This window comes from Enterobacter sp. CRENT-193, from assembly GCF_002787395.1.
Lineage (GTDB): Bacteria > Pseudomonadota > Gammaproteobacteria > Enterobacterales > Enterobacteriaceae > Enterobacter > Enterobacter hormaechei_C.
Genome location: NZ_CP024812.1, coordinates 4,658,961 through 4,670,952, shown reverse-complemented (window position 1 = coordinate 4,670,952; position 11,992 = coordinate 4,658,961). Strand labels below are relative to the sequence as shown.

Below are 11,992 nucleotides of genomic sequence, written 5' to 3'. Positions count from 1 at the left end.
GGGAACAGTGGAGCGGTAGTTCAGTCGGTTAGAATACCTGCCTGTCACGCAGGGGGTCGCGGGTTCGAGTCCCGTCCGTTCCGCCACTATTCAGGCCCACGTTATTTATAACGTGGGCCTTTTTCATTTCTGCTTTTCCCTGATGTTACGCAAGGCGATAAGCCAGGGTAACATCGCGGGTTGCGTTTATCCGATCGTAAACTGATCTGCATCCTGCCAGGCCGGAAACTTCTCCCGATACTCCTTTAACGCCGTTAACGAGATCTCAGCGTCAATTCGTGTTGCCTGATGCGGCTCGGCGGTGGCAATAATCTCACCCTGCGGACTGATCACCCGGCTGTCACCGCGATAGTGATGCCCGTTGCCGTCCGTTCCTACGCGGTTACAGCCAACGACATAAGCCTGATTTTCAATCGCGCGCGCGGTCAGTAAAGCCTGCCAGTGCAGGGAGCGTGGGGCGGGCCAGTTGGCGACGTACAACGCCAGGTCATAATCGTTGCGGTTGCGCGACCACACCGGGAAGCGCAGGTCATAGCAGACCAGCGGCAGAATACGCCAGCCACGCCATTCAAATACCACGCGTTCGCTTCCGGCTTCATAATGTTGATGTTCATCCGCCATGCGGAACAGGTGGCGCTTATCGTAGAAATGCACCTTTCCCTCTGGCTCGACCAGCAGGAAGCGGTTAACCGGCCCGCGTTCGGTCTGGAGGGCGACGCTACCGGCAATCAGCGCGTTTGTCTCCTGCGCTTTGGCGTGCATCCAGGCCACAACCTCGTCCTGCGGCATCGACTGTTTTGCAGCCTCCATCGCAAAACCCGTGGTGAACATCTCCGGCAGGACAATCACATCGCGACCGCTAATCTCTTCGAGCTGGCGATCGAAATGGCGAAGGTTGGCTGGACCGTCCATCCAAACTAAAGGCTGCTGCAAAACAGAAATCTTCAAACCAGGCACGATACCGACTCCTTAAAAGATCGCTTTTTGACACTGTAGCACGTCATTACGAGAAAATGTGGCATTAAAAAACCCCGCACGGAGCGGGGTTGATGGACGCTGAACGTCTTATGCGGCTTCAGGTTTGCGGTGCTTCTCCGGCAGCTTTACCGGCTGTGTCGCCAGCTCTTCCGGTTCGAAATCATCCACGTTAATACTGCGCAGACGGCTCTCTTCGGCTTTCACCAGAATCGCAGCTTCGCTGTTGTCGATGATGCCACCCGCCAGCGCCTGTTTTGCCAGCTCATCCAGTCGTGTAAACGGCAGATTTTTGCCCAGCTGTTTGCAGATCTTCTGGTGAATCGGGTCGGCGGCCATCACGTCCAGCAGCGCCTCTTCCAGCAGGCCGACAGGGTTATGCGGGGTAGGGGCCAGATACTGGCCGCGGCCAATACGGGAGCGGGTTGCGCTCGGAACCTGAAGGATCTTCGCCACTTTATGATCCAGCTTGTCAGACGGCGCCAGGTAATGACGACCGGTCGGGAAGATCGCCACGCGCAGGGCACCTGCCACAAAGCGGTTCGGGAAGTTCGCCAGCAGGTCGTCAATAGCCTGTTCTGCCTGATACAGCGCATCCTGTACACCCCAGTGCACCAGCGGCAGATCCGCTTCCTGACGGCCTTCGTCGTCGTAACGTTTTAGAACCGCAGAGGCCAGGAAGATCTGGCTCAGCACGTCGCCCAGACGGGCAGAGATGCGCTCGCGACGCTTCAGGCTTCCGCCAAGAACGGCCATCGAGACGTCAGACAGCAGAGCCAGGTTGGCGCTCAGACGGTTAAGGTGCTGGTAGTAACGTTTGGTCGCATCGCCGGTTGGCGTCGCGCTGGTCAGGCCGCGCGTCAGGCCGAGCCAGAAGCTGCGCACTTCATTGCTGCCCACGTGACCGATATGTTTGAACAGCAGCTTGTCAAAGGCATCCACGTCGTTATTCTGCGCGGCGGCCATCTCTTCCAGCACGTACGGATGGCAGCGAATGGCGCCCTGACCGAAGATCATCATGCTGCGGGTCAGGATGTTTGCCCCTTCAACGGTGATGGCAATCGGAGCGCCCTGATAGCTGCGTGCCAGGAAGTTGCCTTCACCGAGCATGATCCCTTTACCGCCTGCGATATCCATTGCATCAATAATTGACTGCTGTGCACGGTGGGTACAGTGGTATTTCACAATTGCCGACAGCACGGCGGGTTTTTCGCCCAGCATAATTCCGTAGGTAATCAGCGAGGCTGCGGCGTCCATCACGTAGGCATTGCCCGCAATACGCGCTAGCGGCTCTTCGATACCTTCCATCTTGCCGATGGAGATTTTGAACTGACGGCGGATATGCGCGTAAGCCCCAATCCCCATCGCCACCGATTTCAGACCGCCGGTTGAGTTCGACGGCAGGGTAATGCCGCGGCCCACAGACAGACATTCTACCAGCATACGCCAGCCCTGACCGGCCATTTTCGGGCCACCGATGATGTAATCAATCGGGACAAAGATATCCTGACCGCGGGTAGGACCGTTCTGGAACGGTACGTTCAGCGGGAAGTGACGGCGACCAATCTCAACACCTGGGGTCGAGGTTGGGATCAGCGCACAGGTAATGCCCAGATCTTCTTCACCGCCCAGCAGTTTTTCCGGGTCAGAGAGTTTGAACGCCAGGCCCAGCACCGTGGCGATAGGCGCGAGGGTGATATAACGTTTGTTCCAGGTCAGGCGCATGCCCAGCACCTGCTGGCCCTGCCACTCGCCCATGCAAACCACGCCGGTATCGGGGATCGCGCCGGCATCAGAGCCCGCCTCCGGGCTGGTCAGCGCGAAGCACGGAATTTCCTGGCCACGCGCCAGACGCGGCAGGTAGTGATCTTTCTGCTCTTCTGTACCGTAATGCTGTAACAGCTCGCCCGGGCCTAAGGAGTTTGGCACGCCAACGGTAATCGCCAGGATCCCGGAGACACCCGCCAGTTTTTGCAGCACGCGAGCCTGAGCGTAAGCGGAGAATTCCAGACCGCCATACTCTTTCTTAATGATCATCGCGAAGAAGCGATGCTCTTTCAGGTATGCCCACAGCTCAGGCGGCAGGTCGGCCATTTCGTGAGTGATGGCAAAGTCGTTTGCCATGCGGCACGCTTCTTCTACCGGACCATCAATAAAGGCCTGTTCTTCGGCGGTCAGACGCGGCTGTGGATAGTTGTGAAGCTTTTTCCAGTCCGGGTTGCCCTGGAACAGATCGCCTTCCCACCAGGTCGTACCGGCGTCAATCGCTTCTTTCTCTGTACGCGACATCGGCGGCATCACTTTACGGAATCCCCTGAACACCGGCACAGAGATCATCGACTTACGCATCGGCGTCAGGTTAAACGGCAGTAAAATGATGGCCAGGGGAACAAGAACCCAGATATTCCACAGGCCAGCGACGCCAAGTGCAGCCGTCCAGGCCAGAAGAATCAGGCTACTTAGGAATAAACTGACACGGTGATAGAACAACACACCGAGCAGTACAACGGTTGCGAGAATGCTCAAAATCATCATAAAGAAAAGCTCCCTTTCTTGTAGGAGGTCTGACCACTTGTGATGATATGGTTGTAGTTGATGTCATTTCCTTTAGCAATGTGTTTACAAAATAATTACAACCTGGTTCACATTGTTCGCGTTTTAGCCGGCACAAAAAATCAAAACGCCGGACGATTCGCATGGCTTTAGCTTCTCGCTTTTACTGCTATCCGGTACACTCCACTGTGTTATTTCATCAATACTGAAGGATTATCCTCATGTACCAGGATCTTATTCGTAACGAACTGAACGAAGCGGCGGAAACGCTGGCGAACTTTCTGAAAGATGATGCCAATATTCACGCTATTCAGCGCGCGGCGGTCCTGCTTGCCGACAGCTTCAAAGCCGGCGGTAAAGTGCTCTCCTGCGGTAACGGCGGTTCCCACTGTGACGCCATGCACTTCGCCGAGGAGCTGACCGGACGCTATCGCGAAAACCGTCCGGGCTACCCGGCGATTGCGATTTCCGACGTGAGCCACATCTCCTGTGTAGGCAACGACTTTGGTTACGACCACATCTTTTCCCGCTACGTTGAAGCCGTAGGCCGTGAAGGCGATGTGCTTCTCGGTATCTCCACGTCCGGTAACTCCGCTAACGTGATCAAAGCGATCGCCGCCGCGCGTGAGAAGGGCATGAAAGTGATCACCCTGACCGGGAAAGATGGCGGTAAGATGGACGGTACAGCGGACATTGAAATCCGCGTTCCACACTTCGGTTATGCCGATCGCGTTCAGGAAATTCACATCAAAGTGATCCACATCCTGATCCAATTGATCGAAAAAGAGATGGTTAAGTAAGACTTCGCTGGGGGGCGCCGGTGCCCCCCGCTGTTGTGGAGGTGATCTATGTGCGAACTGCTCGGGATGAGCGCCAATGTGCCAACCGATATCTGCTTTAGTTTTACCGGGCTGGTTCAGCGCGGTGGAGGAACCGGGCCGCATAAAGACGGCTGGGGCATTACCTTCTACGAAGGCAAAGGATGCCGCACGTTTAAAGATCCACAGCCCAGCTTTAACTCACCCATTGCCAGACTGGTGCAGGACTATCCTATTAAGTCCTGTTCGGTGATCGCCCATATCCGCCAGGCCAATCGCGGCGAAGTGGCGCTGGAAAATACCCATCCGTTTACCCGTGAACTGTGGGGCCGTAACTGGACCTATGCGCACAACGGGCAGCTCTCGGGCTATAAATCACTGGAAACCGGCAATTTTCGTCCTGTCGGTGAAACGGACAGCGAAAAAGCATTTTGCTGGCTGCTGCACAAGCTGACAGAGCGCTATCCCCGTACGCCCGGCAACATGACCGCCGTTTTTAAGTACATAGCGTCACTGGCGTCTGAGTTACGCGCGAAGGGCGTCTTTAATATGCTGCTGTCTGACGGGCGCTACGTGATGGCGTTCTGCTCGACAAATCTGTTCTGGATCACCCGACGTGCGCCGTTTGGCGTCGCCACGCTGCTCGATCAGGATGTGGAAATTGATTTTCAGAAGGAGACCACACCGAACGATGTGGTCACTGTCATTGCAACGCAGCCACTGACGGGCAACGAAACCTGGCAAAAGATCATGCCAGGCGAGTGGGCGCTATTTTGTCTCGGGGACCGCGTAATTTGACGCCAGCTGCGGCTGAACCACTTCATGGCTGAGCGGTTTACTCACCACGTAACGGCCATTGACGATGGACACCACCGGCGGCTTATGGGTCTGCTCGAAGTAGTCATAGCCCGGTTTTAGCTGTTTCCAGAAATCTGTGTAAACAGAGTACTTATGGCGTGCCATGTTCGCATCCGTCATACGGAACGGATAGATGCTGACCTGAACATTTGGCTGACCGAAGACCAGTGCGCCCGTGACAAACTGGAAGATTTCATCAATGCCGGAATCCGTCATCGCATAACAGCCGACAGACACGCAGGCGCCGTGGATCATCAGGTATTTCCCTTCGTAACCGTGCGCACGGTCGAAGGCATTGGGGAAACCGATGTTAATCGCTTTATAGAAGCGGCTGTCCGGTTTTAGCTGGTTACGCTGAACGTTGTAAAACCCTTCCGGACTTTTGAAGTCACCCTGCCGCTGTTTCGGCCCCAGCCCGCCAGAATAGTTACAGATTTTGTAGCTATCGAGCAGCTGATACGTCTCGCCCATTTTGACAAACAGATCGAGTGTGCGCTCTTCCTTGAAGATTTGAATATAAACCGGGGATCCCATCAACTGCTGTTTATACTCTTTACTGATCGGCGTCGTTGAACTATTACTGCCAAGCAGCCCGGCAAGCGACATGCACGGTATCAGAAGCATCGCAATGAACAATGCGATTTTACGCATACTACTGGTTCCTTGATAAAACAATGACCAACTTGCCAGAACGGCAAAAGACACCCGAAATCAGACTAATCTGGACAGGAGCGCTCACATTAGCACCGATGGAGATTTTCGCAAGAGCCAACCTTTGCGTTTACAAATTAGTTTTACTTTATAACCCATTCACATTGTCCTGACTCCAGGAACTTTGCGCAATAGCTCGCATTTCGGCGCGCCAGACGGCGGATTTGCTGCCCCTGGCAGGGCCTAAAATGGTACACTCCGGCCTCTCTGGATTGTTGTTCATGGATACCTGCTAACCACATGTTTAGAATCAGAAAAGGACTCGATCTGCCAATCTCTGGCGTGCCTGAACAGCACGTTACCACCGGCGCCAGTATTCATCATGTCGCCATTGTAGGTGATGATTACGTGGGCATGCGTCCTGCGATGCTGGTACAGGAAGGCGATCGCGTAATAAAAGGCCAGGCACTCTTCGAGGATAAAAAAAATCCTGGCGTTATGTTTACAGCCCCAGCCAGCGGCACCGTTGTTGCCATCCATCGTGGTGAGCGTCGCGTCCTGCAATCGGTTGTTATTCAAATTGAAGGTGATGAGAAACGCGAATTTGCGCGTTTTGACGCCGCCGATCTCGCCACCCTCAGCCACGACGTGGTGCAGACGCAACTGCTGGAGTCGGGACTGTGGACGGCGCTTCGCACGCGGCCCTATAGCAAAACGCCCGTGCCAGGCACTGTGCCGGCCGCTATCTTCGTTACGGCCATCGACACCAACCCGCTCAGCGCAGATCCGCAGCCTCTTATCCTGGCGGAACGAAAAGCTTTCGATGCCGGCCTCGCCGTGTTAACACGCCTGACGCCGGGCAAAGTGCATGTCTGCCAGGCCAGCGGCGGTAAGCTGGGCGGTCATCCGCAAGGGCAGGTGGCCTTTAATGAATTTGCCGGCCCGCATCCGGCGGGGCTGGTGGGAACGCATATTCATTTCCTGGAGCCGGTAAGCCTGACGAAACAGGTCTGGCATCTTAATTATCAGGACGTGATCGCTATCGGTAAGTTGTTCACCACGGGTGAGCTGTGCGCAGAACGCATTATTGCCATCGGCGGCCCTCAGGCAACCCAACCGCGTCTGGTTCGCACGCTGCTTGGGGCAGACCTGACGGCGCTGTTGGCTGGCGAAACGAAAGAGGGTGAAAACCGTATTATTTCCGGTTCGGTGCTGAGCGGCAGGCACGCGACAGGCCCGATGGCCTGGCTGGGTCGTTTCCATCTTCAGGTGAGTGTGGTTCTTGAAGGACGCGATAAAGAGCTGTTCGGCTGGGTACTGCCTGGCGCAGAAAAATACTCGGTAACCCGCACCACGCTCGGCCACTTCCTGCGTCATAAGCTGTTTAACTTCTCCACCAGCACCAACGGCGGTGAGCGCGCCATGGTTCCGATTGGCAACTACGAACGCGTGATGCCGCTGGATATTCTGCCCACCGTGCTGCTGCGGGATCTCCTGGCCGGTGATACCGACGGTGCCCAGGCGCTGGGCTGTCTGGAGCTGGACGAAGAAGATCTGGCGCTGTGTACCTATGTGTGTCCAGGTAAATACGAATATGGACCCGTATTGCGCGAGGTGTTAACCCGCATTGAGCAGGAAGGATAAACATGGGCTTAAAACACCTCTTTGAAAAAATTGAGCCGCACTTTACCGAAGGGAAGCTCAAAAAGTACTACCCGCTGTATGAAGCGACAACGACCATTTTCTACACGCCGGGTCTGGTAACGAAAGGCGCGGCGCACGTTCGCGACGCCATCGACCTCAAGCGAATGATGATTCTGGTCTGGTTTGCGGTCTTCCCGGCCATGTTCTGGGGGATGTATAACGTTGGGTTGCAGTCTATTCCGGCGCTGCACCATATGTATGATGCAGAGCAGCTGGCGCAGGTGATTCAGTCTGACTGGCACTATCGTCTGGCACAGTCGCTGGGGGTGAGCTTTGCGGCAGATGCCGGCTGGATCAGCATGATGACGCTGGGCGCTGTCTTCTTCCTCCCCATCTATATGACTGTCTTTATCGTGGGCGGTTTCTGGGAGGTGCTGTTCGCCATTATTCGCAAACATGAGATCAACGAGGGCTTCTTTGTTACCTCTATTCTGTTTGCGCTGATTGTTCCGCCAACGCTGCCGCTCTGGCAGGCGGCGATGGGGATCAGCTTTGGCGTGGTGATTGCCAAGGAGATCTTCGGCGGGACCGGACGCAACTTCCTCAACCCGGCGCTGGCAGGACGCGCGTTCCTGTTCTTTGCTTATCCGGCGCAAATCTCGGGCGACCTGGTGTGGACGGCAGCAGACGGATTCTCCGGCGCGACGCCACTTTCACAGTGGGCGGCTGGCGGCGGCGAAACGCTGGTCAATAATGCAACCGGACAGCCTGTCACCTGGTTTGATGCGTTTATCGGCAATATTCCAGGCTCCATCGGTGAAGTGTCTACCCTGATGATTTTGATCGGCGGGGCCATCATCCTCTTTGGCCGCGTGGCGTCCTGGCGCATTGTCGCTGGCGTCATGCTCGGGATGGTACTCACCGCCACGCTTTTCAACTTCATTGGTTCAGACACAAACCCGATGTTCTCCATGCCGTGGTACTGGCACCTTGTGCTGGGAGGCTTTGCGTTTGGCATGATGTTCATGGCCACCGATCCGGTCTCGGCTTCGTTTACCGACAGAGGTAAATGGTGTTACGGCGCGCTCATTGGGGTGATGTGTGTACTGATTCGCGTGGTCAACCCGGCTTATCCGGAAGGGATGATGTTGGCCATTCTGTTTGCCAATCTGTTTGCGCCGCTGTTCGACTACCTGGTCGTGCGCGCCAACATTAAGCGGAGGAAGGCGCGTGGCTGAGATCAAAAATAACGACAGCATCAGCAAAACGCTGCTGGTGGTGCTGGTACTGTGTCTGGTTTGTTCCATTGTCGTGGCCGGTTCTGCCGTAGGGTTGAAACCGCTACAGCAGGAGCAACGTGCGCTGGATAAACAGCGTAACATCCTGGCCGTTGCCGGGCTGATGCAGGAAGGCATGACGAAGGATGACGTCGCAGCGGTGTTTGCCGAACGTATTACCGCACGGCTGGTGGATTTAAAAACCGGGGAGTTAATGGATAAAGACCCGGCGAAATACAACCAGGCGCTGGCGCTAAAAGATCCGCAAATGAGCACCACGCTTGACGCCTCGCAGGATCCGGCAGGCATTAAGCGCCGCAGCAATGTCGCGGAGATTTACCTCGTCCGTGACGAGCAAAAACGCATTCAGAAAATCGTGTTGCCCATCTATGGCAACGGTTTATGGTCAATGATGTACGCCTTTGTGGCGCTGGATACCGACGGCCGTACGGTTAAAGGCATTACTTATTACGATCAGGGCGAAACGCCGGGGCTGGGGGGCGAAGTTGAGAACCCTAACTGGCGGGCACAGTTTGTTGGTAAAAAAGTGCTCGACGACAACGGCCAGCCTGCGCTGAAGGTGGTAAAAGGGGGCGCGCGTCCCGGCGATGAATTTGCCGTTGATGGCCTTTCCGGCGCCACGCTCACCTCAAACGGTGTGCAGCACAGCTTTGATTTCTGGATGGGTGAACTGGGCTTTGGTCCCTTCCTGAAGAATGTACGTGAAGGAGCGCTGAATAATGGCTGATACGGGTGAACTGAAAGAAGTTAAAAAGGTGCTGATTGGCCCGCTGTTAGCCAATAACCCGATAACGCTTCAGGTGCTGGGGGTGTGCTCGGCGCTGGCGGTCACCACCAAGCTGGAAACGGCGGTGGTCATGACGCTGGCGGTAACGCTGGTGACAGCTTTTTCCAGCATGTTTATCTCAATGATCCGCCACCACATACCCAACAGCGTAAGGATCATCGTGCAGATGGCGATCATCGCCTCGCTGGTGATCGTGGTCGATCAGCTCCTGCGCGCCTTCGCCTATGAAACCTCGAAGCAGCTTTCGGTGTTTGTCGGCCTGATTATCACCAACTGTATCGTGATGGGGCGTGCTGAAGCCTATGCGATGAAAATGCCGCCGCTGGCGAGCTTTATGGACGGTATCGGCAACGGCCTGGGTTACGGCGTAATCCTGTTGACGGTTGGTTTCCTGCGCGAACTTATTGGCAGCGGCAAGCTGTTTGGCATTCCGGTGCTGGATACGGTACAGAACGGCGGCTGGTATCTGCCGAACGGCCTGTTCCTGCTGGCCCCAAGCGCATTTTTCATTATCGGTTTGCTGATCTGGCTGATTCGTACGTTGAAGCCTGAACAGCAGGAAAAGGAGTAACCGACAATGGCTCATTACCTGAGTTTATTTGTGCGCGCGGTGTTTGTTGAAAACATGGCGCTCGCTTTCTTCCTGGGCATGTGTACGTTCCTTGCCGTTTCTAAAAAGGTATCGACGGCATTTGGTCTGGGCGTGGCAGTTACCGTTGTGCTGGGGCTTTCCGTTCCGATTAACAACCTGGTATTCAACTTCGTGCTGCGCGATGGCGCGCTGGTGGAGGGGGTTGATCTTAGCTTCCTGAACTTCATCACCTTTATCGGAGTGATTGCGGCGCTTGTTCAGATCCTGGAGATGATCCTCGATAAATACTTCCCGTCGCTGTACAACGCGCTGGGGATCTTCCTGCCGCTGATCGCCGTGAACTGCGCCATTTTTGGCGGTGTTTCCTTTATGGTTCAGCGTGATTACAACTTCAGTGAATCGGTTGTGTATGGCTTCGGTTCCGGTATCGGCTGGATGCTGGCGATTGTTACCATGGCGGGGATCCGTGAAAAAATGAAATATGCCAACGTACCTGCGGGGCTTCGTGGCTTAGGGATCACCTTTATCACCACCGGCCTGATGGCGTTGGGCTTTATGTCCTTCTCCGGTGTGCAGCTATAAGGGCTAACAAATGGAAATTATTCTTGGCGTGGTGATGTTCACGCTGATAGTACTGGTGCTGTCAGGGCTGATCCTGGCGGCGCGTGCGAAGCTGGTCAATTCCGGGGATGTGATCATTGATATCAATGATGATCCGCAGAATCAGATCCGTACCCCGGCAGGGGATAAGCTGATTAACACGCTCTCCGGCAACGGGATTTTTGTCTCGTCTGCCTGTGGCGGCGGTGGCTCCTGTGGCCAGTGCCGTGTGACGGTGAAAGAGGGCGGCGGTGATATTCTGCCAACGGAACTGTCGCATATTACGAAGCGTGAAGCGAAAGAGGGATGCCGTCTGGCGTGTCAGGTCGCTGTGCGCCAGAACATGAAGATTGAGCTGCCGGAGGAGATCTTCGGCGTGAAAAAATGGGAGTGCGAAGTTATCTCTAACGATAACAAAGCCACGTTCATTAAAGAGCTCAAGCTGCGTGTCCCTGAAGGGGAGAGCGTCCCGTTCCGTGCGGGTGGGTATATCCAGATTGAATGTCCGGCACACACCGTCGCGTATGCTGACTTCGACGTGCCCGAAGAGTACCGGGCCGACTGGGATAAATTTAACCTCTTCCGCTTTGTTTCCGAGGTAAAAGAGCCCGCGCTCCGCGCCTATTCCATGGCTAACTACCCGGAAGAGAAGGGCATTATTATGCTCAACGTGCGTATCGCCACGCCGCCACCGAATGTGCCTGATGCCCCCCCTGGCGTCATGTCATCCTATATCTGGTCCCTCAAGCCTGGCGACAAAGTGACGATTTCCGGCCCGTTCGGCGAATTCTTTGCCAAAGATACTGACGCGGAGATGGTCTTTATCGGCGGCGGAGCGGGTATGGCGCCGATGCGTTCGCATATCTTTGACCAGCTCAAACGACTTGGCAGCAAGCGCAAGATCAGCTTCTGGTACGGAGCGCGTTCACTGCGCGAAATGTTCTATGACGATGAGTTTGAACAACTGGCACGTGATAACCCTAACTTTACCTTCCATGTGGCGTTATCCGATCCGCAGCCGGAAGATAACTGGACAGGCTATACGGGCTTCATCCACAACGTGCTGTATGAAAATTACCTCAAACAGCACCCGGCACCGGAAGACTGCGAGTTCTATATGTGTGGTCCACCAATGATGAACGCGGCCGTGATTAAGATGCTAAAAGATCTTGGCGTGGAAGATGAGAACATCATGCTCGATGATTTCGGAGGCTGA

Annotated in this window: 11 protein-coding genes and 1 tRNA gene; 9 read left to right on the top strand and 3 right to left on the bottom strand. The window is 55.2% G+C overall.

The features are described from left to right. The first annotated feature begins 9 nt into the window (after nt 1-9). Nucleotides 10-86 (top strand) — tRNA-Asp (locus CU081_RS23270). Between the two features lie 100 nt (nt 87-186). Here the strand turns inward: CU081_RS23270 and CU081_RS23265 are convergent. Continuing rightward, nucleotides 187-957 carry an amidohydrolase gene (locus CU081_RS23265; protein WP_003863235.1) on the bottom strand — a complete coding sequence of 257 codons (771 nt, stop codon included), beginning with the start codon at nt 955-957 and terminating at the stop codon, nt 187-189. A gap of 108 nt (nt 958-1,065) precedes the next feature. Then, nucleotides 1,066-3,510, bottom strand: coding sequence for an acyl-CoA dehydrogenase FadE (fadE, locus tag CU081_RS23260; protein ID WP_022650426.1), 2,445 nt, complete (start codon nt 3,508-3,510; stop codon nt 1,066-1,068). A 239-nt stretch (nt 3,511-3,749) separates the two neighbouring features. Here fadE and lpcA point away from each other — a divergent pair, with 239 nt between their 5' ends. Beyond that, complete coding sequence (lpcA, locus tag CU081_RS23255; protein WP_003863232.1) at nt 3,750-4,328, top strand: D-sedoheptulose 7-phosphate isomerase; 579 nt, start codon at nt 3,750-3,752, stop codon at nt 4,326-4,328. A gap of 48 nt (nt 4,329-4,376) precedes the next feature. Next, a complete protein-coding gene (locus CU081_RS23250; RefSeq protein ID WP_003863229.1) occupies nt 4,377-5,144 on the top strand; it encodes a class II glutamine amidotransferase in 768 nt (255 codons plus the stop codon). Here the strand turns inward: CU081_RS23250 and dpaA are convergent. Beyond that, nucleotides 5,115-5,855: a peptidoglycan meso-diaminopimelic acid protein amidase gene (gene dpaA, locus CU081_RS23245; RefSeq protein ID WP_003863227.1), complete on the bottom strand. Its 741-nt coding sequence runs from the start codon at nt 5,853-5,855 to the stop codon at nt 5,115-5,117. The genes CU081_RS23250 and dpaA overlap by 30 nt on opposite strands. 300 nt (nt 5,856-6,155) lie before the next feature. On the opposite strand from dpaA, the gene CU081_RS23240 reads away from it, so the two are divergent. Genes CU081_RS23240 through nqrF form a run of 6 tightly spaced genes read left to right on the top strand, consistent with a single transcriptional unit; the run spans nt 6,156 to nt 11,992 of the window. Further along, nucleotides 6,156-7,499, top strand: a complete 1,344-nt coding sequence (locus CU081_RS23240; RefSeq protein WP_003863224.1) for a Na(+)-translocating NADH-quinone reductase subunit A — start codon at nt 6,156-6,158, stop codon at nt 7,497-7,499. Nucleotides 7,500-7,501: 2 nt separating this feature from the next. After that, a complete protein-coding gene (locus CU081_RS23235; RefSeq protein ID WP_022650427.1) occupies nt 7,502-8,737 on the top strand; it encodes an NADH:ubiquinone reductase (Na(+)-transporting) subunit B in 1,236 nt (411 codons plus the stop codon). Then, nucleotides 8,730-9,524 (top strand): Na(+)-translocating NADH-quinone reductase subunit C, encoded by a 795-nt coding sequence (locus CU081_RS23230; protein WP_003863221.1) that lies wholly within the window; start codon nt 8,730-8,732, stop codon nt 9,522-9,524. Before CU081_RS23235 ends, CU081_RS23230 begins: the two co-directional genes overlap by 8 nt. Beyond that, nucleotides 9,517-10,155 (top strand): NADH:ubiquinone reductase (Na(+)-transporting) subunit D, encoded by a 639-nt coding sequence (locus CU081_RS23225; RefSeq protein ID WP_003863219.1) that lies wholly within the window; start codon nt 9,517-9,519, stop codon nt 10,153-10,155. Before CU081_RS23230 ends, CU081_RS23225 begins: the two co-directional genes overlap by 8 nt. A 6-nt stretch (nt 10,156-10,161) precedes the next feature. Further along, nucleotides 10,162-10,758, top strand: a complete 597-nt coding sequence (gene nqrE / locus CU081_RS23220; RefSeq protein WP_003863217.1) for an NADH:ubiquinone reductase (Na(+)-transporting) subunit E — start codon at nt 10,162-10,164, stop codon at nt 10,756-10,758. A gap of 10 nt (nt 10,759-10,768) precedes the next feature. Continuing rightward, entirely contained in the window at nt 10,769-11,992 is a 1,224-nt protein-coding gene (nqrF, locus tag CU081_RS23215) for an NADH:ubiquinone reductase (Na(+)-transporting) subunit F (protein ID WP_003863214.1), read from the top strand.